16 protein-coding genes and 1 pseudogene are annotated in these 25925 nt (G+C 61.8%); 13 read left to right on the plus strand and 4 right to left on the minus strand.

Translation table 11 applies throughout. The features are described from left to right. The 9 genes and pseudogenes from P8R33_RS11320 to P8R33_RS11360 form a co-directional block, all read left to right on the plus strand. A pseudogene (locus P8R33_RS11320) lies at positions 1–285 on the plus strand (hypothetical protein); the annotation flags it as partial. 360 nt (positions 286–645) lie between these two features. Then, positions 646–1473: a L,D-transpeptidase family protein gene (locus tag P8R33_RS11325; RefSeq protein ID WP_278329067.1), complete on the plus strand. Its 828-nt coding sequence runs from the start codon at positions 646–648 to the stop codon at positions 1471–1473. Beyond that, positions 1470–3437 (plus strand): protein-L-isoaspartate(D-aspartate) O-methyltransferase, encoded by a 1968-nt coding sequence (locus tag P8R33_RS11330; RefSeq protein ID WP_278329068.1) that lies wholly within the window; start codon positions 1470–1472, stop codon positions 3435–3437. Before P8R33_RS11325 ends, P8R33_RS11330 begins: the two co-directional genes overlap by 4 nt. Positions 3438–3473: 36 nt before the next feature. Beyond that, complete coding sequence (gene fumC, locus P8R33_RS11335) at positions 3474–4868, plus strand: class II fumarate hydratase (RefSeq protein WP_278329069.1); 1395 nt, start codon at positions 3474–3476, stop codon at positions 4866–4868. Positions 4869–4966: 98 nt separating this feature from the next. Continuing rightward, positions 4967–5149, plus strand: coding sequence for an NAD-dependent epimerase/dehydratase family protein (locus P8R33_RS11340; protein ID WP_278329070.1), 183 nt, complete (start codon positions 4967–4969; stop codon positions 5147–5149). Positions 5150–5310: 161 nt separating this feature from the next. Further along, complete coding sequence (locus P8R33_RS11345) at positions 5311–6054, plus strand: ZIP family metal transporter (RefSeq protein WP_278329071.1); 744 nt, start codon at positions 5311–5313, stop codon at positions 6052–6054. A gap of 65 nt (positions 6055–6119) precedes the next feature. Next, the gene (locus P8R33_RS11350; RefSeq protein WP_278329072.1) at positions 6120–6974 is read left to right on the plus strand and encodes an N-formylglutamate amidohydrolase; all 855 of its coding nucleotides are present in this window, start codon (positions 6120–6122) and stop codon (positions 6972–6974) included. Then, positions 6971–8185 (plus strand): tyrosine/phenylalanine carboxypeptidase domain-containing protein, encoded by a 1215-nt coding sequence (locus P8R33_RS11355; RefSeq protein WP_278329073.1) that lies wholly within the window; start codon positions 6971–6973, stop codon positions 8183–8185. The genes P8R33_RS11350 and P8R33_RS11355 overlap by 4 nt, the downstream gene beginning before the upstream one ends. Next, positions 8182–9243, plus strand: coding sequence for an ATP-grasp domain-containing protein (locus P8R33_RS11360; RefSeq protein WP_278329074.1), 1062 nt, complete (start codon positions 8182–8184; stop codon positions 9241–9243). The genes P8R33_RS11355 and P8R33_RS11360 overlap by 4 nt, the downstream gene beginning before the upstream one ends. A 21-nt stretch (positions 9244–9264) precedes the next feature. On the opposite strand, the gene P8R33_RS11365 is transcribed toward P8R33_RS11360, so the two are convergent. The 3 genes from P8R33_RS11365 to P8R33_RS11375 all read right to left on the minus strand — a co-directional run bounded on the left by P8R33_RS11365 (position 9265) and on the right by P8R33_RS11375 (position 16355). Then, positions 9265–9528 (minus strand): helix-turn-helix domain-containing protein, encoded by a 264-nt coding sequence (locus P8R33_RS11365; RefSeq protein ID WP_278329075.1) that lies wholly within the window; start codon positions 9526–9528, stop codon positions 9265–9267. Positions 9529–10064: 536 nt separating this feature from the next. Next, a complete protein-coding gene (locus P8R33_RS11370; RefSeq protein WP_278329076.1) occupies positions 10065–14273 on the minus strand; it encodes a Dyp-type peroxidase in 4209 nt (1402 codons plus the stop codon). 207 nt (positions 14274–14480) lie between these two features. Next, positions 14481–16355, minus strand: a complete 1875-nt coding sequence (locus tag P8R33_RS11375) for a hypothetical protein (RefSeq protein WP_278329077.1) — start codon at positions 16353–16355, stop codon at positions 14481–14483. A gap of 111 nt (positions 16356–16466) precedes the next feature. Between P8R33_RS11375 and P8R33_RS11380 the strand changes: the two genes are divergently transcribed. The 4 genes from P8R33_RS11380 to P8R33_RS11395 all read left to right on the plus strand — a co-directional run bounded on the left by P8R33_RS11380 (position 16467) and on the right by P8R33_RS11395 (position 25339). After that, entirely contained in the window at positions 16467–22493 is a 6027-nt protein-coding gene (locus P8R33_RS11380) for an autotransporter outer membrane beta-barrel domain-containing protein (protein ID WP_278329078.1), read from the plus strand. Between the two features lie 69 nt (positions 22494–22562). Further along, entirely contained in the window at positions 22563–23126 is a 564-nt protein-coding gene (locus P8R33_RS11385; RefSeq protein ID WP_278329079.1) for a helix-turn-helix transcriptional regulator, read from the plus strand. Between the two features lie 279 nt (positions 23127–23405). After that, positions 23406–24446: a diacylglycerol/lipid kinase family protein gene (locus P8R33_RS11390; RefSeq protein WP_278329080.1), complete on the plus strand. Its 1041-nt coding sequence runs from the start codon at positions 23406–23408 to the stop codon at positions 24444–24446. Beyond that, a complete protein-coding gene (locus tag P8R33_RS11395; protein WP_278329081.1) occupies positions 24443–25339 on the plus strand; it encodes a hypothetical protein in 897 nt (298 codons plus the stop codon). Before P8R33_RS11390 ends, P8R33_RS11395 begins: the two co-directional genes overlap by 4 nt. On the opposite strand, the gene P8R33_RS11400 is transcribed toward P8R33_RS11395, so the two are convergent. Further along, the gene (locus tag P8R33_RS11400) at positions 25330–25830 is read right to left on the minus strand and encodes a DUF2141 domain-containing protein (RefSeq protein ID WP_278329082.1); all 501 of its coding nucleotides are present in this window, start codon (positions 25828–25830) and stop codon (positions 25330–25332) included. The two genes, P8R33_RS11395 and P8R33_RS11400, sit on opposite strands and share 10 nt — an antisense overlap. Positions 25831–25925: the final 95 nt, after the last annotated feature.

The raw sequence follows: 25925 nt of genomic DNA on the forward strand, positions 1-25925 counted from the left end.
GATCCGTCGGGCTATAAAGTCGTCTTCGTACCTTTCCGCGGCGGCCGCCCGAGCGGCGAACCCATCGATCTGCTCACGGGTTTCCTGAAAGACGGACACGCGAGAGGGCGCCCCGTGGGCGTGACGTACGATGAGGTGCGTGGTGTACTATATGTCGCGGATGATGTATCGAACACCGTCTGGCGTATTGCCCCACGGGGTGTAGCACGCCGCCCTTCCCCGCAGGCCACAACCCTGGGATCTGGCGAAACACGACCGCCGTCCACAGCGTCCACCACCAGGTAATTCCGTTTGGTAGCGCCGCCTGCAACCGGGATGGTGCTTGCGTCCATCGGATGCGCGCCTTGGATCGAATATCAAATCGTACGCTCAACAGCCTTTTCGGGATTGAGTAGATCGGAACATCCGCGCAGGCGCCCTAGTTAGTCAACCATGCCTGGATTTCTTCGTATTGACCGTATTTTAGTGGTGTTGATCGCCACCGCGCTTCTCTGTGTTCCCTCGGTATCGCACGCCCAGTCATCCGATCCCAAAGCGGGTATGGAGACGACGCAAGGCGACGATCTTGATTTGAAAATCCCACCCTCGGTGCCTGAAACGGCATTTTCTGGCGCTCGTTCGCGCGTAGTGCTTGCCGCGCAGGTTATGCTTGATCGGAGCCGCCATTCGCCCGGCGTGATCGATGGTCTCATGGGCGGCAACACGATGCGGGCGATCCGGCATTACCGACGAGCCCGCGGGCTTCCTGCCGAGGAAAGCCTCGATCCGCAGCTGATGCGATCCCTGATCAACTCGCAGACCGGTGAGATCTTCGAGACCTACACGATCACGCGTGACGACGTGGACGGACCGTTCTTTCGTGTGCCAAGCGCCATGTCGGCGATGGCAGCGCTGGAGCGTGTTGGCTGGACCTCGCCGCAGGAGCTGATCGCTGACCGGTTCCATATGGATGAGGACCTGCTTCGGGCGCTCAATCCGAAGGCCGATTTCAGCCGGGCGGGGACGCGGATAACCGTTGTCGCGCATGGCGCGGAGACGCTTCCTTCGCAAGTCGCCCGGATCGAGGTCCGCAAGTCGGACAATTCCGTCGTCGCTTTCGACGAACGGGGCAATGCCCTTGCCAGCTATCCCGCGACAGTGGGCAGCACCCAATTTCCCAGCCCGTCCGGTTCGATGGAGGTGGTCGCGGTAGCGCCTGATGCGAACTATACCTTCGATCCGAGCGGGCGTGAATGGGGTCCCGATGAAAAACTGATCATCCCGCCCGGGCCGAACAATCCGGTGGGCGGGATCTGGGTTGATCTGAGCAAACCCGGATACGGCATCCATGGATCGCCCGACCCGCAACTGATCGGCAAGACCGCCAGCCATGGCTGCGTAAGGCTTACCAATTGGGATGCCAAAGAACTGGCGGATGCGGTCGGGCAGGGGACGCGAGTAGTGTTCGCCAACCGGGCTGGAGGTGCATCGTGAGCGGTACTGACTATGCCGACCGGCGACGGCTGATGGTCCGCAATCAGATTGCCGCGCGCGGCATTCGCGACGAGGCGATCCTGTCCGCCTTTGCCGAAGTCCCACGCGAAGTCTTCGTCGACCCCGGCATGGAAGAATTCGCCTATGAGGACACCGCGTTGCCCATCCCTTCGGGTCAGACAATCAGCCAACCTTTTATCGTCGCTTGCATGATGGACGCGGCGGAAGTCGGGGCAGGCGACCGCGTGCTCGAAGTCGGGGCCGGATCGGGCTATGCGGCAGCCGTCCTCTCCCGCATTGCCGGGCAGGTCCATGCGATCGAGCGGCACGAGACGCTGGCGAGGCAGGCGGCGGCTCGGATCGAGGAGCTGGGCTACGACAATTGCGAGATCATTGCGGGCGATGGCCTGGAGGGATTGCCGGACGATGCGCCCTTCGATGCGATTTTGGTCGCAGCGCGGTTCGATAGCGTGCCCGACGCGCTCAAGCGGCAACTCAAAGTCGGCGGGCGGCTGGTCATTCCGGTGGGCGAGGAGGACGTCCAGCAACTAACCGCGATCATGCGGACGGGCGAGGACGAATGGACCAGCCAGGTCATCACTCCGGTGCGCTTCGTCCCGCTGCTCGAAGGCGTGGTGGCCGAAGACGGTTCGCGCGCGGCCAGCGATCATCGCAGCATGCGGACTGTGCCGTTGCCCGAAGCGATCGCAAAGGCGTGCGAGCCGCTTCCCGAAATCGACGACGAGGAATTCGCCGCCGCCTTCGATCGCTTCTCGGACAGGCGCGTCGTCATGCTGGGTGAATGCAGCCACGGCACGCACGAATTTTACGCGGCGCGCGCGGCGATCACGCGGCGGCTGGTCGAACGCCACGGCTTCACCATCGTGGCCGTCGAGGGCGACTGGCCCGATGCCGCCGCCTATCACCGCTTCGTTCGGGGGCAGAAACCGCCTGAAGGTGCGCAGCCGCCTTTCCGGCGCTTTCCGACCTGGATGTGGCGTAACACAGTCATGCCGCCTTTCCTGCGGGACTTGCGCACCATCAACACCGGCTTACCCGAGGGCCGCAAGGCCGGGTTCTACGGGCTCGACATCTACAACATGTCCGGTTCGATCGAGGCTATCCTGGTTTATCTCGACGAGACCGATCCGCAGGCCGCTGCTGTTGCGCGCGAGCGTTATGGCTGCCTCCATCCCTGGCAGTCCGATCCGGCGGTTTATGGCCGGGTGGCGCTGCGCGAAGGTTTCGCCGAATGCGAGGAGGCGGTCGTCCGGCAATGTCGCGACCTGCTCGACAAGGCTCTCGATAGCGACAGCTTCTCGGCGGCGATGAATGCGCGACTGGTTGCTTCGGCGGAGCGCTATTACCGCGTCATGTATTACGGCGGGGCGGGAAGCTGGAACCTGCGCGACAGCCATATGACCGACACGCTGGAACATCTGCTCGAGCAGGGCGGACCCGACAGCAAGGCGGTGGTCTGGGCCCACAATAGCCATATCGGCGATGCGCGCGCCACGGACATGGGCGCAGTGCGTGGCGAGCACAATCTCGGTCAGCTTGCGCGCGAACGCTGGGGCGATGATGTCGCGCTGGTCGGTTTCGGCACCCATAGCGGCACGGTCAGCGCCGCGAGCGACTGGGACGGCGAGCGGGAGGTGAAGTCCGTCGTCCCTTCGCGCCGGGATAGCTATGAGCGATCGTGCCACGATAGCGGGGTAGAGCGGTTCCTGCTGGATCTCGCGGCCGATCCCGCGCTGTCGCAGCGGCTCGCCGAACCGCTCCTCGAACGCTTCATTGGCGTCATCTACCGCCCCGAGACCGAGCGATGGAGCCACTACAGCGAAGCCGTGCTGCCGCGCCAATTCGATGCCTATTGCTGGTTCGACGAGACTAGCGCGCTCGAACCGCTTGAAGAGCATGATGATCGCCAAGGCGCGGCAGACACTTATCCCTTCGGTCTGTGAACCGGAGACCACAGCAAGCAGCCCAGGATGACAGCCATGACCGATACCCGCACGGAAACCGATTCCATGGGCGAAATCCGCGTCCCAGCCGACCGCCTGTGGGGAGCTCAGACGCAGCGATCGACAGAGAATTTCCGTATCGGGGAAGAGCGCATCCCGCGCGAACTGATCCATGCCCTCGGCCAGGTGAAACGCAGCGCGGCAATCGCCAACCGCAAGCTGGGCGTGCTCGACGAGACGCTGGCCGATGCGATCGAACACGCTGCCAGCAGGATCGCTGCAGGCGAGTTGGACGAGGAGTTCCCCCTTTCTGTCTGGCAGACCGGATCGGGCACGCAGTCGAATATGAACGCCAACGAGGTCATCGCCAATCTGGCCAACCGGGCGCTTGGCGGCGAGGTCGGGAGCAAGTCTCCGGTCCACCCCAACGACCATGTCAACAAGAGTCAGTCGTCGAACGACACGATCCCCACCGCAGTCCACGTCGCGGCGGTCACGGCGCTTAAAACGTCGCTCGCGCCTTCACTCGCGGCGATGCTCGCGGAACTGGATGCAAAGGCGAGCGCATGGAACGACATAGTCAAAATCGGGCGCACCCACACGCAGGATGCGGTGCCGCTGACGGTAGGACAGGAATTCTCGGGTTACGCCCAGCAAATGCGCGCCGGGATCAAGCGGATCGAGCAGGTTCTACCCGGCCTTCTCGAACTCGCGCAGGGCGGCACTGCGGTGGGCACCGGTCTCAACGCGCCAGCGGAATTCGGGCGGATGGTAGCGGATGAACTGGCGAAGGAGACCGGTTGGGCCTTCACCTGCGCGCCCAATAGGTTCGAGGCGCTCGCGGGGCAGGACGCGCTGGTTTTCGCGCATGGCGCGCTGAACTCGCTTGCGGCAAGTCTCTACAAGATCGCAAACGATATCCGCCTGCTCGGATCGGGGCCGCGCGCCGGCCTGGGCGAATTGTCGCTGCCAGCGAACGAGCCCGGCAGCTCGATCATGCCGGGCAAGGTCAACCCCACCCAGGTCGAGGCGCTGACGCAAGTATGCGTGCAGGTCTTTGGAAACCATGCGGCGATCTCATTTGCCGGGAGCCAGGGACAGTTCGAGCTGAATGCCTACCGGCCTGTGGTTGCCTTCAACTTCCTGCAGTCTGTGCGCTTGCTGGCCGATGCGTGCTGCAGTTTCACCAACAACCTTTTGAAAGGTCTGGAGCCGCGCCGCGAGAATATCACCGAGGGGGTGAAGAACTCGCTGATGCTGGTAACCGCGCTTGCGCCCGAGATCGGCTACGACAAGGCCGCTGAAATCGCCAAACGTGCGTACGAAGAAGGCACGACGTTACGCGAAGCTGCACTGGCGACCGGCTGGGTCAATGAAATGGATTACGACCGCATGACAAGACCGCAGACTATGGTCGGCCCCACCGATTAATACAGTGACGGGATGCGACAAACTGACTTTCCGTTCGGCAGGGGAAACCTTGCGCAGCGCTATCTATTGATTGGCTGAGGCAACCAAGGGGAGAAGGCTTGCCCGGCACGAAAACCGACACCAAGCCACTCGTTATAGTTACCGGGGCGACTGGCAATATCGGCGGCTCGCTATGCGAAGCGCTGGAGCGGGACTTCCGCGTCGTCGGACTGGACAGGAACCAGAAAGAAGGCGAGCGAGACATCTTCACTTTCGACATAACCGACGAGGCGCAATTCTGAAGAATATTTGGACCTGCGGCGTCAACCAGTCTTGGACCTGCTGGCTAGCGGGGTTGATCGGGGCGAGCTTCATGTTCATCTGCCTGATGCTGGGGCCGAGGGAACGCTTGCCGATGTCGACCAGGGCTACTGCACGCTCGAGCTAATGATCCGCTGACGATATGGAGTCCTCCGGCCTTATCGCGGTACTCGCTCTCGCGCTGCTGCCTTCGTTGGGCAATTTGCTAGGTGTGGCGCTGGCCGAGTGGCGCAAGCCGCCCGAATGGCTGGTCGGCGGCGCGCTTCATGCCGCTGCAGGGATCGCCACTGCAGTTGCCGCGATCGAACTCATCCCGCGTTCGCAGGAGCGGATCGAGGCCTGGCTACTGGTCGGGGCGCTGATCGTCGGGGCAATCTGCTCGGCGAGTATCGCCAAGGCCACACGGAAGATCCGCAACCGGATGGGTAGCGCCGCAGGCCGTGCGACCACTTGGGGTGCCTATGCCGCAGTGGGCGTTGACTTACTTACCGATGGGTTGATGACCGGCGGCGGGGGAGCGGTGGCGCGCGAACTGGGACTGTTGCTGGCCCTGTCTCAAGTTGCGGGCAATTTGCCGGGCGGCTTCGCCATCGCTGCCAATTTTCGCTCGGCAAAGATTACGCGCGGGCACCGGCTAAGCGCGCTGGCGATCTACCCGCTGCTTCCGGTGATCGGAGCGCTCGCAGGTTATACCATACTGGCCGGAGCCGGGGGTTTACTGACGGGCTTCGTACTGGCCGTGTTTGCGGGCCTACTGCTGACCGCGACGATCGAAGATATCGTACCCGAAGCCGACCAGCCGAAGGCCAAGCGCCGTATATCGAGCCCGTCCTTCGCGCTGGGATTCGGGGCGCTCCTGCTGACCTCCGCCTATCTTGGAAGGTGACAAGGCGTCGGATGCCGCGTCCGCAGGTCCTCGGAACACCTGCTACGCGGCTCCGTTGGCTCAACATGCAGCAGACCGCGACGCCATCATCGGAAACGACTGCCCCCTGGGATATCGTGACACAGCCCGGACCGGTACTGATCGCCGCGGTACACGCGGGCCACACGATCCGGGAATCCCTTAAGCCCTGGCTGGAGATCGGCGAGGCGGAGCGTTTGCGCGAAGAAGATCCACTGACCGACTTTTTTCTCGCCGCCGGCGACACTGTAGTCCGGGCCAACCGGTCGCGCTTCGAATTCGATCTTAATCGACCGCCAGAAAGTGCAGTAACCACTGATCCCGAAGATACCTGGGGGCTGCGTATCTGGAACCCCGCCTTGCCCGAACAGGAAAAAGTGCGCTCGCTTGCGCTCCACGGGCGGTTCTACGACTGGATCGCCCAGCGGGTGGAGGCAATGATTGAAGAGCATGGGCGAATTCTTGTGCTTGATGTGCATAGCTACAATCACCGGCGAGAGGGGCGCGATGCGGAACCGGATGATCCACGGGTCAGCCCCGATATCGACCTCGGGGCTACAACCCTGAACAAAGATCTTTATGGCGAACTGCTCGAACGATTCAGTGATGCCCTGCGTTCGCGGCCAGTTGATGGCCGGATTCCAGAGGTTGGTACCAATATTCGTTGGGAAGATGGCGGCCATTTTCCCGAATGGCTACATGCCGAATATGGTGATGCCGCCTGCGTGATAACGCTCGAATATAAGAAAATATTCATGGATGAATGGGGCCATTCGGCCGACATCCTCGCGCTACAAGATTTGCGCGAGGGCTTCCTTGCGGCGGTAGACGAGGCGCGCAAGTGGCTCGCTGCACACCCAGCGCCTGACCACGCACGGATCGAGGCGGGGTCGCCAACATGACAAGCCTCATGCCAGAGGGAAGTAGCCAAGAAATCGGCGACCAACCACTTTGCGAGGCCGCAATCGGTGTTGATCGAGCGCTTGCGAAAATGGACCGCAAAATCGATTGGCTCGAGCGACTGACTCCGGTCAATATTGACGCGATCTGGGACGGTTTTCAGGCTTCCGCCTTCCGGTCGATGCCAGACAGCCAGTATGGGGAGGGACTTGACCGGGATGCGCCGGTACTCCGCAGCGAGCTTTTCGAATTGCCCGTTCGCGAGATCAAAAACCCGCTCATCGAGGCGCTAATGCTCGAGAAGCAGCGCGAGCTTGATCGGCAGATCGAACTGGTGCGCATGCGTGACAGGGACGGCTTCATTTTGGCGAGTATCGATCTCTTTGGGCATGTCAGCGAACGGCTTCTCCAGACCGCGCTCGACCTGCTGGAAACCGTCCCGATCTTTCCTGCGGACGACGAGGATGTCGGCGTCATCGAGGTCTGTGAAGCGGCAGAAGCTGCGATTTCCGGCTATCGCAAGCGGGCCGTCGACTTCCGCTGTGCAGTGGTGATCGACCCCACACCGGGAACCTCGATGTACGTTTCCGCGGGTAATTTTCATGTTGCGCACGATTACCGCACTTCGCGACACCGGGTTAATCCCCTGATCGCCCACGAAATAGGCACCCATGTCGTAACGCGCCATAACGGACGTCGGCAGCCGCTGCACACATTGGCGGGAGGGCTTTGTGACTACGATGTCCTGCAGGAAGGGCTTGCGGTCCTCGGTGAATATCTCACCGGGTACCTTCCCGCCGAACGGTTGCGCATCCTTGCCGCAAGGGTTGTTGCCGCACACATGGCTGTAGAAGAAGAGAAGGGGGCCGAGATCTACGCCTGCCTGGTGGATGAACACGGGATCCGCTCGAAAGATGCATTCGACACCGCGGTGCGCGCGAAGCGCGGAGGCGGTCTGACGAAAGACGCGCTCTATCTTAAAGGGCTCGAAGAACTCATTGCCTATCTCAGCCACGATGACGAATTCGAGATTCTGTTCCTCGGTAAATTTGCGTTGAAGCAATTGCCCAGTCTGCAAAAGCTGATCGATCAGGGCATCTTACAACGTCCCGAGTTACTCCCGGCCTATTATGATGATGAGGCGGCTCGCCAGCGGCTCGCCCAAGCGCGCAAATTGCCCCTTCAGGCACTCTATCAGGAGACACCGCAGTGACTACGGAGAGGATCAAGCTGGCTTTCGTTGTCAACGATGTCGCTACAGAGCAAGACAATTACTCGACAATTCGCCTCGCCCGTAAAGCGGTGATGCGGGGACATGAGGTCGCGCTCATCGGGCTCGGCGACTTCATCTACGACTGGGAGGATGGCATTTGTGCCATGGCCATTCTCAGCAAAATCGATGAGTTCGAAGACGACACCGTCTATCTGGCGCACCTGCAGGACACCGAACTCGAGCGGACCAGGATCGTACTCAGCGAGTGGGACATCCTTATGCTCCGTAGCGATCCTGCTGAAGAACTGGTCTCGCGTAGCTGGGCACCGACATCCAGCCTGCTGTTCGCGCAGCTGGCCTCGCTCGAGCGGACGATTGTGCTCAACGACCCGCGGCATCTGACCGATGCAGTCAACAAGACCTATTTCCAGGGCTTTCCAGAAAGCGTGCGTCCTGCGACGACCATCACCCGCGAACTTGAGGAGGTCAGACGATTCCTCGACGCTCATGGTGGCAAGGGGGTTATCAAACCCTTGCAGGGTTCGGGTGGCCAGGGCGTTTTCCTTGTCGACAAGAAGAACCGGCAGAATCTTAACCAGATAACCGAAGCCGTTATTCGGGACGGTTATGCAATTGTGCAGGAGTATCTTCCCGCGGCCAAAAAGGGGGATCTGCGAATGATTACCTTGAACGGACGCCCGCTGATGGTCGAAAATACTTACGCCAGCCTCCATCGCTTTAGCCAAACCGAGGATCATAGGTCGAACATTTCGGCTGGCGGCGGGGTCGAGATGATGGCTCCCGACGAAAAAGCGCTGGCGATCGCGGAAATCGTCGGACCCAAACTGATCGATGACGGAATGTATTTGGCCGGTCTCGATATTGTGGACGACAAGATGATCGAACTGAACGTGGATACACCCGGCGGTGTCAGCTTTATGGAAGACCTCAGCGGAGTGGATTTCAGTGGCGCGATTATCGATGATCTGGAACGCAAGGTCCGACTGCAACGTCAATATGGCGGCGCGCTGACCAATCGTCAGCTCGCTGTCATATAGTGCAATGTGCGCTCCAGCAGCCTATCTATCTTCGTAGTATACGGTAACACCCAACTTTTTGTCCTGGGCGGTGAACATCGCTCCGCCAAGCTCGAGCGCATCAAACAACCTGCCGAGGTCTTCAGGGCTGACCGTCCCGTCAGTTTCGAAGCGCGTAACAATCGCATCACCGACCCCCGCCTTTTTGGCTAGGTCGCCTACTGACCAATCTAAGCCGGCTCGGGCCATCTTGCATTGAAGCGGATGCATAAGTTGTAAATTATCGTAGCTCGGCTCTTCAGACAAGGCTCCTGCTTTTTCACCTTCTGAAAACTAGTTTTAAAGCCCATTGAACGGAACCCTCGGGCTCGACAGTCTGCTTCGTCAAGAACGCAGCGGGTTCTAACTTGTTGCCGGAAACGCAGATGCGGTAGGTCAAGCTGAACTTTTCCCGAGGTGTTGCTAAGGCATCCACTCCCGGGAAGACTAGCTTCGCGTCCGCTTTTGGGGAGAGCAAATCGGGGAAGCTACGAATGAGATGAGGGCGCGAAGCTGACGATAGTAGGACAGTGAGACCAGAATTTTCCCAATGACTACCGTGCCCATCTCTTTCATGTCGGGTGCGCCACTAGCGAAGATTCGCGAAATTCTAGGATTCTCAAATTCAACCGACAGACATATGATGGGTGGTTATTAATCGAAAGCGGACTGGCGCTTTTCGGGAGCAGAAATCCGCCATACCCGTTCCGCCACAAGACGATTATTGCTACCCCTTGCTCGTGACATCGGGGAACGTTGCAAGACACCAGGGTGGGTTTTTCGCAGCTTGCCGCGCCCCGCGCTCAGTTCTGGTTCTTAGGACCTAGCACCGCCATCGGGAGGGCAGTCGGCAGACCCTCCGAACCCGCATTGCAATTGGCCAGATAGAGCAGTGCACTACGACTGGGGAGGAAGAAATAGCCTCCCGCCTTAAGGGTGACGTAGCGGCCCAACCCTTCAAGCTTGATGCTTCCCCCCGCTGTCGGGACGGTGAAGGTCCGAGCCGATCCCCCGCCGTTGCCCAGGAGCGGATCGTCCTCGTCATCCAGTGCATGAAAATGGGGTGCGCCAATCCAGCTGCGTTGGACGAACTCGAACTGACGCTCGAGATCGCCGCATATGGCCATGAAAAACAACCCTTTCTCCTTGCCATCATCTCTTTCATAGACACGTCCTCGGCGCATGAGCCGATGCCGGTTGACGATGGCGATTTCTTTCTCGTCGCCGGGCTGAAGGCTATCCCTAGGATTTGCGCGCCTGACATGCGAGCCGAGGGGGCACTGGAGGCCCCTCGGATCGTCCCGTCCGAAGTCCAGGACGAAATCCTCCCCGCTGACTTCACCCGCCCGCGCGGGATTTCGCAAGAGCGACGAGCCATTCTGCCAACGGCCGACCATCTTCGCCGCGACCCAGTCCGCATCGACGACCGATCCCAGCGCGCCGCTCAGATGGCGGTAACGGTTCCGGGTTTGAGCGGCGATATCGGCACAGCTCCGCGCGAACTCTTCGGGATGCTGCTCGAGAACGCGAACCGCCATGAAAGAGCCGTTTCGGGCGAAATCGCGAACCGTCTGCGGCGCGTGGGCTCGGCCGAAACGAGGATAGCGCCTTGCGGCGCTTGCCGTATCGGGGAGTATGTCGAAAGGATCGTCTTGTACGGGAACGGTCACCGAGGGCGGGAAATATCCCTGCGCATTGCGGTAACCGTAAACCATCTCTCCCGCGGGGATTACATCGTCGGGGTTGCGATCGCGAGCGCCCTTGAGAGAACCCTCGATGACCGGCTGCACCATACCATCGCGAAATCCGAAGTGGTCCGTTGGAAAACCCGTCTGATCCAGAGGCAGGGCATCTTGGCAATCGACCACCTGAGCTCCATGCGCAGAAGCGAGGGCGAACTGGAACGCCAGTCTCGCGCGATGGTCTTCCGCATCTGCGGAATACACGCACAGAATCGCGTCCACGGAAGACCGTCCCATCGCGTCGTCCCACCGGAGGGATGTCGTTGGGTCGTCGCCAAGACGCGCCGCCCGCTCGCGCATGCCCATCACGAATTGGCCGGGGAATTGGTCCATGAGGGGATGATCGTCGCCCACCAAGCGGCGGATGCCGCTAGCGCTCATCCCGATCGCAACGGCTCCCCCGACAGGATCGTTTTCCCCGAAGGCGATGCGAGACTGTTGAGCAAGCGTTTGATCGACGTCAATGGCATTGACGGCAAGCGTTTTGAGATGATCGTCGGCCCACTGGAGCGGAAAACCAGTCAGGGCACGCAGCCAACGGGCAGTCCGCTCAGAATCGTCCGCCAAGCGCAAGAGTATATAGGTCGCATATGGCAGCCTTCCGAAGCCGTTGAAGACGATGGCCTGAACTTCCTCGCTCTCTACCTCGCTGTCGGTCCGCGGGGAAGATCCGAACAGAGCGAGCCATTCTCTCGCCTGGCTGTCACTCACGGCTCTGGCTAAGCCGTCTCGGATCAATGAGTTACGGCGAATTTGGTCGGCCGTCAGATGGGGGAACCGCGCATACCAGAAGGCTGTCGGTATCTGCTTGCGCCGGACGTAGTGCTTGAACTGGTCGCCGTTGCGCGCTCCCTCGCCCATGAGATAACGGGCTGCCGGAAAGCCTTCGCAATTCGACCATACGGCGGTCTGCCCGATGTGCGCCCGCGTAATGAAATCTTCCAGATAGCTTTCCCAGCTCCCGTCGTAGTTCGACTGGAAGATCATCGTATCCGTGCCCGGCAATCGCACCCATCGCGCGAACTGGATCGTGCCCATGCTGAGAACGAAGCCGGGCCTGAAGTAATGGGTCACTACCTGACCGATACCCCACAAGGCGAAGGCGAGGGTGAAACGACGAAAAATCCCCCGCTTGAGAGGCGTGACCACGGTTATGTGATTCTTGACGTAACCCGGTAGATCTTCGCTCTGCGCCAGGGTCCTGAGATGGGCCAGCGTGGGACGTTCGGTATCAACCGGATCGCGGATCTCCTTCCACCGCAAGACTGCGACGGCGGCGCCGAAGATCAAAGCGAACAAGGCCAGCGTCGCCAACAGGCTCTGAAGAGCCAGCCAGGGAAGCGACAACCACAGCGCGGCACGATCCCCGTTTCCCGGATCGAGAACGAGGTAGAGAAGCGTTCCCGCGATCACAGCAATGGTCGTGAAACCCAACGCTACGCGCCTGAACAGCGAGGAGCGCAACACGATGTGCCAGAGCGTCGGACGGGTGGCGGCATCCCATCGTGACAACGCAGGTTCGCAGCCGGGCGGCTTCAGAAGCAGCGTCTCGAACTCCCGGCCCTTGGCGGCGAGCGCACGCCAGTCTGGATCACTCGCCAGTTTCGGATCCTGACGGATGAGGCGCCGGACATGGCCCAGAACGAGCGCCGGGCGGCTGCTTCGGCCGAGTTCCTTCGCCTGGTAGGCATCGATGGCTTGCCGGACATAACGTGACAGTTTGTCCTCGCGGGCGATTTCGCTCACCGAAAGGCCTGGCATGCCGTAGAAGTTCAGCGCGGTGGCCCCCCAGGGCTTTCCATGTACGCGGACGCGCTTGCCCAAGACATAGTCTACGAATTCCCCGGCTCCGGTGAAGTCTGTCGGCTCGAGGACGCGTCGCAAGGGACCCTCGATGGCCGCGATGACCGCAGCTGCATGGGAGAAATCACCATCCATGTCGATTTCGAGGAGTGCAATCGTCCGGACATCGTCGTCCTCGGCAAGATCGGCGGCCGTGAGAGAGAGGAAATGAACGGTCCCGGCCGAATCGAGGGTGTCGCGGATTGATTTGGAAGAGAATTCCGCTTCGATCTTCCGGTTGAGCGACGCGGCGTCCGTGCCACTCGGAAGGGGCAGGGCAAAGAGCAGCCCAGTCTGGTCGAACCCGTTCGAAGGGTGTTCGTCAGGCGATCGGGAATAGGTGAGGGGGGCATGGCGAGGATAGGGACCCAGCCATTCCATGCGGAGCTTCGCCAGCGACTTGTCGATGCCCTTGCATCGCAAGAGCGCTCCAATAGTCGGGGTGATCTGCGCCATCGCAAGATATTCGCCCAAGCATCGATGCGTGAGATGGCCGAAAAGAAGATCTGGCTTGCCTTCGCGATCGGCCTGGAAGGTGCCGGGGCGACGAAAGGCATGGGGATCGCGTAAGGCGGCCATGGTCGACACGAGAACCACGTTTTGTGCAGGAATGGTGAAGGTCGAGCCGTCGGGTCGCTCGACCGTGGTTTCGCGCGGGCACCAACGCCATTGACCCGGAGCCAGAGCGGGATCGAGCCGACCCGCTTCGAGCAGGATTCGTTCGAGACCAGCGGTGTCGTGGCCACGTGCGGCCACGATCGCGGCTTTGCGCGCCTTGCGGTTCTTCCGCAACAGGTTGAGCATCTTTCCGCCGGCGAGCGCATTGGTGGGGACGAATCCGACGGCCAGACCGATCAGTATCGCTCGCGCTTCGGCGTGTGTCGGGCCGTCTGCCTCTTCCCGTCCCATCCGCACGATCCGGCCCGCGAGCGTATCAGGCGGGGATGCCATGCTCGCGGCCGACGCCAAAGCACGATCGGCCAAGGGACGAAGTCGGGCGCCGGCCGCGCTTGCCAATTCGGCCGCCACGGGCTTTCCCATCGGATCTGCAAATAGGAAGTTGGACGAAGCGATGGTCCACTGCGCGAACTCGTCCGCGTCGCCTGGCGCGAAGCCGAAATAGCGACAACAGACTTCCGCGGCGACACGAGTGATCAGATCGCTTTGAGCGTCTATCTCCCCCTTGGCCGCCTCGAGCAAAGCGTCCGCAAAATCGGAGGAGAGCGCCGAGACCAGCGCAAGATCAGCCTTCGGATCGATCAACCTCTGGATGATCTTCTTTTGGCGTTCGTGGGCTGCGCCTTCGAGACCGAGGAGGAACGTCGCTCCTCCGGCGAGCGCCTTCATTTCCGGGCCGAACGGCGTGGGAAACAGCTCCGGGCGCTCGAGCACCAAGCGGACGTCCCGATCGCGGGTCAGGACCGTCAATCCTCCGATTCTCGCGACGGGAGCAAAAATCTGAAGGACTCGCAGTATGGGCCAAAGGAGCCTGCGATAGAGAGCGGCCGTCAGCCGTGCCTTCAACTTTCTCGAGCCGAGGCGCGAAATGTCGAAGGGCGGAACGTCGCGGGGTTCCGGGAGGATGTCGCCCGGCCGGTCGGAGTGGAGACGGGCATACTTCCACATCGTCATCGCTCAGGATTTTCCAACGGAGTAAAGGAGAGGCCGGTCGCCATCGTCGAATTCGACCGCTCGTCTCAATCTTCTTACCCAACTGGTATCCTGGAAAGGTATCCAGTCGAGCATTGCTCTATATCGGGCGGGATTTCCCTCGAGCATCTCGCTCCGGGCGCTGCGTGCTTCCTTCAACCGCCCAGCACAGCTGTGCGAGGCTGTTTCGATCACATGCGCGAGTACGTAGCCCGGATGTGTGGTCTTGATCGTCTGAGCGATTTCGATAGCTTCGTCGTAGCGCTCGAGCATCCAGTATACCGTTGCCAGTTCGCCGAGGGCAAAGAAGCGCTTGGCATCGAGAGGAGCGAGAAAGAGAGCATGCTGGAGCGGAGCGACCGCACTCTCGGCATCTCCCGCCAGATAATGAGCCGCCCCCAAATGCACGAAGGCCTGGGCTAGACTCGGATCCAGCTCGCAGGCGCGCCTTAGGTGCTGCATCGCCGTGCCCCCCCGATAGTGCCAGGTGTCGAGAATGCCATGAAACAGATGCCCCCGCGCATCCGTGGGATCGGCCCGCATGGCCGAGCGAATGAGCGGAGCGAGGTGGGAAGAGGCGGAGGTATCCGACCGGTCGATCCAGTGCTGCCACAGTTCCAGATTGGCCCGTAGCATCAGAAGCTCACCGTTCTCGGGATAGCGCTCCATGGCAGATTCGATCAGAGACCTAGCGAGGTCGAAGGATTCCCGGGTGAATTGATCGATATGAAACCGGATCCGCCAATTCTGCTCGGCGAGATCGAGCGGTTCATGGGGCTCGCCCAGCCGGAAATGGCGTTGCTCACAAGTGTCGAATGTCGCTCCGAAACAATTGACCGCTCGCGCTATCTCGGCCGAGAAGCTCGCATTGTCTCCCCTGTCGATCCGTCGGGTCTCTGTCCATCGAATGATCCGCCCCGGCATTTCCAGCAGCGCGAAATTGATTTCGGTCCCGCCGTCGGTCTCATGGACTTCCGAGCGTGCCAGATAGCGCACGCCGAGACGTTCCGAGACTGTTTCGCTCGACAGTTTTCCGTCTTGATCCGGCGAGATATCGTAGGCGGCGACGTTTGGCAGCCAGCGCACCTTCGTGAGCAAATCGACGAGCGAATGATAGGTGCGGTCGGCGGTCGACCGTGCTCCGTCCGAAGACCGAACTAACGAGGTGGGCATCACGGCGATCTGAGCTTTGAGTCGTCCTGTGGGATGGGCAGGTGGGGCAGAGCGCTCCAGATGCCTGTGGCCGGGTGCGGAGCGCTCTTCGAGTTCCGATCGCATGGCGCGGAGCCAATCCTCGAAGCCTTCTTCTCCGGCTAGATCCACCCCCTCGCAAAACTGTCTTTGCAGATGGTGCGTGGGATTCTCGAGAAAGTCGATCGTCACCTTGTCGGCCCTAAGCGACACCGTTCGCTGGCCGACGTCCAGGATGTCGAGGTCATGACGCGCAAGCAGGGTGCGGAGATTGGACAGTTCGCGCCGCAGACTGCTTTGCGCCTGCTTCTGGCCACGCGATCCCCATAGGACTTGCTGGAGCCAGACCCGCGAACGCTCTAGTCTGTCGGCCGTGGCGAGCAGGGCCAGCAGCGCAACCGCCTTCTTACTGGATATCTCGATCCTTTCGCCCGTGGTGGATTCCAACCTCGGAGGCCCAAGGAGATAGAGCCTAGATGTAATTTCACTGCCCATTGCGCCCCATATCGTCAGTCGCCGCGCCGACCTCAGAGTGTGTTGGATGCGAACCGCCCCGCCTTCTGTCGATTGCCGAGGCGGTTTCAATTTCGTTTGCGGACTTCCCCCGCTTTGGAAAGGGTTAATAGCCCAATAAGCGAATTTTTCACGAAACTTGAGCGCTTTGTTCACTCTCGGCGAGCGCTTTGCGAACGCCGGTTATCCGATAGCGCCCCTAATCCGCACGAATATCGAGAGCGGAGAAACGAACAGTTTTACTCAGGGATATTGGGGGTTCATCGAATGACCAGCAAAAAAACTCAGCTCGCGCTCGGGGTAGCGAGCGCAGCACTCATCACCGGTCTGACAGCTCCGGCGCAGGCGGCGTGCACGACGGACGGCAGCACCGTTACCTGCACGGCGGACAGCACTGCAGCGGAAGTCAATGCGGCGATGGCGGGAGTGGCGGGCGACGACGTCACTTTGGCGGTGCAGGCCGATGCTACGGTCGATCAGCCAGGTGGGGACGTCTCTCCCAGTCAGCAGGGCGCCGTCGAGATCGACAATGCCGGTGACCTCGGCGAGGACGCGGCCCGCGTCGGCATCTTCTATGTCGGCAATGACGCGGATGAGTTGAATACCTTCAGCCTCGACAACAGCGGCTCGGTCTCCGGTCGCGTGCAGATCTATAGCGTTGGCGGCGACATCAGCCTCGACAATAGTGGGCTGCTGGGCAACGGCGTGATCGTCGCGACCGCATCCGACGCTGCCGTCGATTTCACCAGCGCCGGCGACATCGACAGCGATTTCAACCCTGGCGTGGAAATATATACGCGCGGCGATATCGCCCTGGCTATCGACGGCAACGTCGGGACGACGGCGACCGACGCCGCGGCTTCGGACCTGCGCGACGTCATCGCCGGATCGCAGCAGTTCGTGTCCGATCCGTCCACCACGACGACCGAAACCACCGGCACGGCGACGACGACCACCACCTCATCCGGCTACGGCCGCGAAGGCGGTTCGGTCGCGGTCGCGGTTGGAGAGACCGCCAATACCGGGGCTATCACCGCTTATGGTCTGGAAGGAGCGTCAGTCTCGATCGACGGAGCGGTCGGCTCCGAAACGCAGTACAGTACGGTCTCGGCAAGTTCGAACACGGTTGAGGGCAGCAGTTCCACGGTGTCGACGGTCGACGGAGCGGATTCCTCTTCGGTGAGCACCAGCTCCACCACCGCTATCGGTGGGACCGCCAGCGTCGCTGTCGGCGAAACGGGCTCGGTGAGCGGCTTCGTCTCGGCGAACGGGCGCTCTGGCGCCGATGTCGAGATCGACGGGTCGATCGGGACCACCGCCGCGCCGGCAGGAGCCTTCGCCACGTCGAATGCTACCGACTCCGCAAACACCAATACAACCTCATCGGTCGGAGCGGTTTTCACCTCCACTACCGATCAGAGTTCCACGAGCGTCGGCGGCCTCGCTAGCGTGTCGGTAGGCGAATCGGGCGCTGTAACCGGTGGCATCTCGGCCAACGGTGTCGGCGGCGCCGAGGTCGCGGTGGATGGTACCGTCGGTCTCGCCGACGCCCCGAGCTTCGTCCAGGCTACTTCGAGCGGGTCGGCCGATACCTTTACCAACGAATTCGTTTCTGATGGAGCTACCGGGGCCAGTAGCTACGCCGAGGCGAACACTTCAGCCAGCAACGGCGGGAACGCCTCGGTCGAATTGGGCGAAACTGCCACGGCCTTCGGTTCGGTCAACGCCTTCGCAAACGGCGATGCCTCGGTTGGCAATGCCGGGGTGATCACCGGCTCGGTCTCGGCTTCCGCCTCGGGTAGCGAGAACGAGAGCGGCTTCTTGAGCGAGAACGACGGCGCCGGCTCGAGCGCCTCTGCAAGCTATTCGCGCTCGGCAGATACCGGCGGAAGTGCGTCGATCGTCAATGCGACCGGCGGCCTGATCGGTCTCGATGCAACGGCTCCAGTGAGCGTCAGCGCGAGCGGCGACACCGCGGCTTCGGTCACCAATGCCGGGCGTATCAACGGCGACGTTTTCGTCCAGTCGGACGCCTTCGAGAACCAGAACGCCAATGCCTCCGGCTTCGTCACCGAAACCGACGCGGCGACTGGCATTGTCACTTCGATCAGCACCAACGAAGACGTATCGTCCTCTGTCAATCTGGGGGGCGACGCCGCCTTTGCCAACGCCGACGGCGGTCTGGTTACCGGTAGTGTCAGCGTATCGGGTACTGGCAGCGCCGATATCGTCAACGAGGGCGCGGTTATCGGAACGACCTTCGCGCAGAGCCAGGCGACCGATTCAGCCTATTCCCGCGATTTGGTCGAAACTACAGTCTTCGTGCCCGGAGCCGATGGCGGCACCACGGTTTCGCGGACCGACGATCAGACCTATGCCGAAACCTCCAGCGGAGGCGACGTGACTGGCGTCTACGCCGGAACGAACGGAGCCGTCCAGTTCGCGCCGTTCGGCGGCGCCAGTGATGGATCCGTCAGCCAGTTCGCCAATGGTGACAGTACAGCCCTCGTAAGCGGAACCATCTTCGGCAACTTCACGGGCAATGCGACCGGTGCCGACTACGGTTATGTCTATGCAGACGTGCGTGAATCCACCTTCGACGCCGATGGAGACCAGCGCAGTTTCGATCGCACCTACGCCTATGAGGAAACCAATCGTCAGGCCGACAGCACCAGTTCGCTGGCGGTAGATGGCGGTCGCCTGACGGGCGGCGCCTCGCTCTACGCCACGGGCTCGACCAGCGCCCAAATCGGAAATGGAGGGATGATCGAGGGATCGCTCAATCTGACGACACAGGGATTCGGCGGATATGATTACGCCGAATCCTACACCCTGAGCCAGGACTTCGACGAAGATGGCGTCTTTGTGGGCAGCACCGAAACCTTCACGGAAAGCCTGCAGCAGGTGGTCAATACGGGCGATGTCTCGGTTGCCATCGGCGAGGGTACCGTCGCCGGCACGGTCACGATGAACGGCGCGGGCGGTGCCAACAGCTTCACCTTGTCCGCGGACGGGACCGTGGGCGGCTCGGTTTCGCAGATTAGCAGCTATGGGGTCTTCGGTTACGACCGGACCCAGACCGAGGAAATCACGGCTGACGGCATCATCTATTCCGACGACTACAGCCAGAGTGTCGTCGCTTCCGGCGGCGATGTGACGGCCGATGTCGACGGTTCGATCGGCAACGGTGATCTGGGGCCGCAGGCTTATGGAGATGTCGCCTTCGCAGGGGGCACCGATCTTCTGCTGTCGACCGACGCGGGGGATGCCGCAGCAACCGTCACGGGCCAAGTTCGCGAGGGGATTTCCGTCTTCGCCGGAAGCAGCGACACGACCTTTGCTTATCAGCGCACCACCGTCGACGGGGTCAACACCGCCTATGCAGAGCAGGAAAGCAGCACAGCGACGGGGGGCACTGCCAGCCTCGTCGTGGATGCGGCGGAACTCGATACGCCGGCCAATTTCGGCGACATCAGCGTCGTCGGGCGCAGCGGTTCGTCGGTCGCCATCGGTAGCGACAGCTCGGTGCTGGCCGCGACCAGCGGGGCGAGCATGCAGATCGGCGCCTATTTCTCTGACACGGCTTCGACCCGGGAAGACACCTACGAGGCCGGGGTTCTGACCTCGCAGGTGGAAACCTTCTCGTCGAGCGTCGTCGGGGGGGACTCCTCGCTCACCAACGACGGGCGGATCGGCTTCGATGGCGGAGCGGCCTATGACGGTGACGATGCCTCGGTCACGGTTGTCAGCCCAACGCTCGCCACTGCCACGAACGGCGGCCAAATCTTCGGTTCGATTACGCTAGACTCTCTGTTCGAGAACGTCTCCTCGACCACCACGCGGACGGATCTCGACGATGTGACCCGGGTCGATCAAACCGACACGACCTATGTCGCCAGCGGCGGGTCGGCGGTTCTGAATAACAACGGGCTCATCACCGGCGATGTCGCGCTCGCGGCGGTCGACGGCACGGTCGTCAACAACGGCGTCCTCCGCGGCGATCTCGACCTCGGTCGCAGTGTGGACAATTACACCACGCGTTCGACCGACACGCTGACCCAGCTCGGCGAGGAAGAGGTATTGGATCTGGCCACCGCCATCGAACAGGGTTACGCAGTCGAGCAGAATGGTCTGCTCGGCGGTACGATCTCCCTGGCCGGAGTGTTCGGGCAGATTGACGATAGCGTGCGCACCAGCTCTATCCTCGGTACGATCAACCTCAATTCCGGTTCGGTGACCGGCGGGGGCGTAATTGCCGAATATGACGAGGAAAGCGGCGAGCGCTTCACCGACACCACGGTGAACCTAAACGGCTCGGGCTACCTCGGTCTGGCCGATCTCGCACTGGCTTCGCTCGGCGACAGCTTCGGCGATGTCGATCCGGCAATCTTGGCGATGAGCGACCTTTCGGCCTATGCCGGTGGCGCTCGCGTACTTGGCGTCAACCTACTGAACAAGACAGGTGCCGGCGTCTTTCTCATTACCGGTGCCGACTTCGCACCGGTCAGCAATACGAACAGTCTTGCTGACTACACGCTCGATATCGGAACGTTCGCGATCACCGGTGGCGAGATCCAGCTGGCGACTGCCGAGGGCGGGGTCTTCGGTGTCCGGGGAGACATCTCCAACTCGGCCGGCCTGGTCTTGGGTTCGCGAGTGACCATCCCGGCGCCCCTATTCGGTACCAACGCGACGGTAACCGCAATCGACGGTGTGGAAGTGTACCAGAACGGAGATTTCACGCAGACCGATAGCGGTACGCTGTCGGTAGGTGTGACGCCTACCCTGGTGCGGGTCGTCGATCCTTCCTATTCGAGCGTCAGCCTCTCGAACAATCCGCTGGCGGTCCAGCAGATCGGTCTGGCCTCGGGCCTCTTCACCACGCCGGAAAATGCGTTTGGGCAGGCTTTCGCCTCGCTCGGAACGGGCTTCCTCACGGTTGACGGAGACCTCGATCTCGGAGGGACGGTGCAACTGGTTTCGCCTACCGGAGGCCTGTTCACCGACGGACAGACGGTAGACATCGCCAGTGTCTCGGGAGCCGTGACCGCCACTGCCGATGTAACGCTTGGCGGCAGGTCCAACTTCGTGAGCTTCGATCTGGATACCCGCACGGAAGGCGGGCGGACGATCGTGTTCGCAAGCGCCGACAGGGCGGGCTACGAAACCGTCGCCAGCAACGCGAACGCGGCTGCTGCGGGCGCAGCGCTCGGTCAGGCCCTGCCCGACGTTGTCGCGACAATCCAGGCCGGTTCGGCCGGAGGCATCGGGATCGGCGGTGATCAGTTCGTCCTTGCTCAAGACCTGGCGAACATCTTCGTTGGCTTCGACACCCTGCTGACGATGGAGCAGGTAACCGCAGCGCTGAACGACCTGGCTTCGGGCGAGTTCTACGGCTCGTTGACCACGCTGGAGACGACCGCACCATTCGTGGATGCGATCAGTTCGAACCGTGTTGCCCTCGGCGCCAGCGGCTTCAACCTGTGGATGGCGCCATCCGGCGACTTCGTCGAGATCGAGGGCGACAGCGCTATCGGCTCCTCTGACATCGACGCCGACAATTACGGCGGTTCGGTCGGGTTCGGTGTCTCTACCGGCAGCGGTGAGATCGGCATCGGCGTCGGCTATGGCCGGATCGATGCGAACGCCCGCGAAGGGCTTCTCGCTGCCCAAGCCGACACCTGGATGATCGGAGCCTATGGTCGCCAGACGTTCGGCAATTTCGCCGTCGCTGCGGATCTGGTCTACGGCTGGAGCGACTGGAATGCATCCCGTACCATGCCGACCCTTTCCCGGACCGCGCTTGCCGAATTCGACAGCACGGAACTTCGAGGGGACCTGCGGGCGGAGTACATGTTCGATTTTGGCGGCGGCTGGGTCGCACCGTTCGGACAGCTCTCCTTCCGCAAATTCGACTTCGATGGTTTCACCGAAGAGGAAGCGGCTTCGGTCGGCCTAGTGGTCGAGGGGGCGAGTGAGACGGTGTTCACTCCGTCAGTCGGGCTCCGTGCCGGTACCCGCTTCGAAACGGGTCTGGCCATGCTGCGTCCCGAAGTGAGCCTGTCCTACCACTTCGACGACAATGACACCTCGTTCCGGGATGTCGCCTATGTCGGAGCGCCGCAGAACAGCTTCCGGCTGCAGGGCGTCGATCCTGAGGGTTATTTCAAGATCGGTGCCGGCCTCTTCGCCGAGATCGGGGCGAATTCCGGAGCCTTCCTGCGCGGCAGCTATGCCACGGGTGAAAACCTCGATGTTACGAGCGTCAACGCTGGGGTGTTGATCGGCTTCTAAGAGCAACCCGGTCGATAATGAGGCGGGATCTTCCTTGAGATCCCGCCTCTCTTTTTTCCTGATTTCCAGGTGGACCAAGAGCAGATGGCCGACTGCGAAGAGTTGTTCTCTATTCTGGGAACGATATTTCCCAACCGCGTGAGAGTGCTCCTCTCCGCAGGACGGATAGACGGAATGGCAGGCCGGTACGCGTTCGAGACGCTCGAACGAATGGGGCATGCCATAGAAGCCAACTGTCCCGCGCATTCGCATTTCCCGGCAGCCGGGGCGGATGGGGTCGGGATAGCAGGTGCACAACGCCTGGTTTCAATTCCTCCCAATCCTGATATTGTCGTAAGGTATATCCATTTCCACCATGACGAGGCGGAGCCGTGCAGGCTCCTCGCAGTCGCTTCCGGACCATCAGACGCTATCGATCAGTTGGCCGACAACTCTTGTCATCCCATGCCCTTGAGCCCCCGCGAAATGAAGCTGGCAATCGAACTCGCTGCGGGACAGAGTTTGCAGGACATCGCGCAGGCCAGCGACCATTCGATTCACACGGTGCGGAACCAAGTCAAAAGCGCGATGCGGGCGACCGGCACAAGATCGCAGACCCAGTTGGTGTCTCTAGTCTTGGAATGGCTACAGTAAGTTATAATCCGATCAGCAACGTCGCAGTTATGTAGTTCGCCTTTGCGCGGCCAAAACATCGTGCGAAACAGCGGGAATTAGGGCACGAAGCTGCCGATATGAGCGCGGCGAAACCAGGATTTCCAATGATTACAGTGCCCATCACTTTCATGTCGGGTGCGCCATTTTTTCGGTCTGGTTGTCGCTTCGGTTCACACACCTCGGCGCAAGCCTGAGTCCGTTCGCACTCTTTTACCTCTAGGAATGGGCCCGCCTAAACGGTTAAGGCTCCGGGCGACCATGGATCAAACCGTCTACCGTTTCGACCCGCTGGCGATGACCGCAGCAGCCGAGGGGCGCCCTGCCGCGCCGACCAGGGGCAGCGGCGCGTCGATTTCGCGCGAGCCGCGGATCGGCGTGATCTACAATCCGCGCAGCCATCGCAACAAGGGCCAGGATCTCGACTGTACCGAGCGGCCCGGTATTACCGTGGCCCAGCCCGACCGGCGCGAGGATATTGCCAGCGCGCTTGCCGATTTTGCGCGACAGGGCATCGACTATCTCATCATCAATGGCGGCGACGGGACCGTGCGCGATGTGCTGACGATGGGGCAGGCTGTGTTCGGCGAGACGTGGCCGGCGCTCGCGATCCTGCCCAAGGGCAAGACCAATGCCCTCAATGTCGATCTGGGCGCGCCTGCGGGCTGGAACCTGCCTGATGCGATCGCCGCCTATGCGACCGGCCGCCGGATCGTGCGGCGCCCGCTGTCCGTGGCGCGCGAGGGTGCGGGCGACACTCCGATGCTCGGCTTCATCTTCGGGTGCGGCGCTTTCACGCTCGGTGTCGAGGTGGGGCAGGATGCGCATGACCTCGGGTTCTTCAATTCGCTCGCCGTCGGGGCAACGGGGGCATGGGGCGTGCTGCAGGCGCTGTTCGGCACCGATACCAACCGGTGGCGGCGCGGCACGCCGACGAAGCTGAACTATCTGCCGTCCGGCGAACCGATGCCGCGGTCGGAGCATGGTGACCCCGGGCGGCGCACGCTGGTCTTGGCGAGTACGCTCGAAAAAATGCCGCTCGATATCAAGCTGTTCGCGCCGGGTAGCGAGGGCATCAGGCTGGCCGTGCTCGACACGGCGCGGCGGCGCATCATGGGTTTGGCCCCGGCCATTCTCCTGGGTTGGCGACCCGAATGGCTGGCGAAGGGCGGCTTCCATCAGCTGTCCGCGGAAAGCTTTGCGATTGAGGTGGGGGAGCCGGTGATCCTCGACGGCGAAAGTTTTCCGGCAGGCACCTATGTTGTCGGGCAGGGGCCCGAGCTTACCTTCATCGCACCGTGACCGATACGCTGGACGAGCGGGTGCGCGAGAGCCTTGCGCGCGATGTCCGCGCGGAGGTGGCCGCCTATGCGAGGATGCTAGGCGAAGAGGCGGACGCGCTCGGCGTGCTCTTCTACGGCTCGAACCTCAGGACAGGATCGCTGGAGGGCGTGCTCGATTTTTACGTCCTGTTGCCGGGGCCGCAGCGCGAGCGGATCTGGCCGCGCGTCAGCTATCGCGAGTGGGGCTATCGCAGCGAAATCCTGCGGGCCAAGATCGCCACCCTCTCGCTCGAGCAGTTTGCCAAGGCGGCGCGCGGACAATCGCGCGACACGACGATCTGGGCACGCTTCGTCCAGCCGAGCGCTTTGATCTGGGCGCGTAACGAGGCGCAGCGCAAGGCGATTGCGGAATCGGTTTCGCAAGCGGCGCAGACCGCGGCTCGGCTGGCTGCTGCGCTAGGCCCAAAGAGCGGAACGGCGGCAGATTTCTGGCGGCCGCTGTTCCAGGCGACTTATCGCGCGGAGTTCCGCGTGGAGAAGCCGGGGCGCGAGGACTCGATCCTGTCGGTAAACCGGGCGCATTTCGACGGGCTGCTGCCGCTGGCGTGGGAGGCTCAGGGGATCGAATTCACGCGAGATGGCGAGCGACTGTCGCCCCACCTTACCGCGCGGGGGAAGGCCGAAATCCTGCGCTGGTGGCATGCTCGCGCGCGTGCGGGGAAGGCACTCAACCTGCTGCGTCTGGCCAAGGCGACGACGACCTTCGATGGCGCGGCAGACTATGCCGCCTGGAAGCTGCACCGGCACACGGGCATTACGCTCGAGGTTACGCCGTTCCGCGAAAAGCATCCGCTGCTCGCGGCGCCGGGCGCGCTGGCCGAGCTCTGGCGCAAGCGCCGCGCTCAGCGATAGCGCATCCGGATGCTGATCGATTCGACGCCCGATCCGACATTGAAGGCGGTTTTCTTGTAGCTCGGTTTGCCGAGGTTGAAGATGTTGATGCTGGGGTTGTTCGACATCGCTCCGCCGTCGGAGAAGATGTCGGTCTCGCCATTGCCGTTGATGTCGTGGCGCACGGCGATCCCGTAAGTGCCGGGCCGTGGCACAGGCATGCAGAAGGTCATCGTGCCGGCCCGTGCAGGTGCTTCCATGCGGTTGATCCAACGGCCCTTCTCGAGCCAGTCTTCCTTGGTCCCGCGATAGCTCTGCACGCGGATCGTACCGCTCGATTCTTTGATGCCGGTGATGGTCACGCGCACGGCGGGCCCTGCCCCGGCGGCGCATTTTGCCGGGTTCTCGGTAATTTTCTGGCGATATTGCGCAGCGGCAGGCGCGGTGAGTGTGCCGGCGGCAATCGCGGCGGTGGCGGCAAGGCCGGTAAGGGTCTTCAAGCGGCGTGTCATAACAATCCCTGGTGTCGTCTCTCGCGCCCGGTCGCGGGCGGAACGGGTGCGCAATCGGCGCACCTTCGATGTGCCCCGTTTTTTAGCCGGACAGC

The sequence above is a fragment of the Qipengyuania flavescens genome (assembly GCF_029688735.1).
Lineage (GTDB): Bacteria > Pseudomonadota > Alphaproteobacteria > Sphingomonadales > Sphingomonadaceae > Qipengyuania.

What these genes read in the sequence shown, in the direction of transcription:
- fumC (WP_278329069.1), top strand. Translation starts at nt 3,474, where the DNA reads ATGACCGATACCCGCACGGAAACCGATTCCATGGGCGAAATCCGCGTC.
- P8R33_RS11345 (WP_278329071.1), top strand. Translation starts at nt 5,311, where the DNA reads ATGGAGTCCTCCGGCCTTATCGCGGTACTCGCTCTCGCGCTGCTGCCT.
- P8R33_RS11400 (WP_278329082.1), bottom strand. Translation starts at nt 25,830, where the DNA reads ATGACACGCCGCTTGAAGACCCTTACCGGCCTTGCCGCCACCGCCGCG.
- P8R33_RS11355 (WP_278329073.1), top strand. Translation starts at nt 6,971, where the DNA reads ATGACAAGCCTCATGCCAGAGGGAAGTAGCCAAGAAATCGGCGACCAA.
- P8R33_RS11380 (WP_278329078.1), top strand. Translation starts at nt 16,467, where the DNA reads ATGACCAGCAAAAAAACTCAGCTCGCGCTCGGGGTAGCGAGCGCAGCA.
- P8R33_RS11350 (WP_278329072.1), top strand. Translation starts at nt 6,120, where the DNA reads ATGCAGCAGACCGCGACGCCATCATCGGAAACGACTGCCCCCTGGGAT.
- P8R33_RS11325 (WP_278329067.1), top strand. Translation starts at nt 646, where the DNA reads ATGCTTGATCGGAGCCGCCATTCGCCCGGCGTGATCGATGGTCTCATG.
- P8R33_RS11390 (WP_278329080.1), top strand. Translation starts at nt 23,406, where the DNA reads ATGGATCAAACCGTCTACCGTTTCGACCCGCTGGCGATGACCGCAGCA.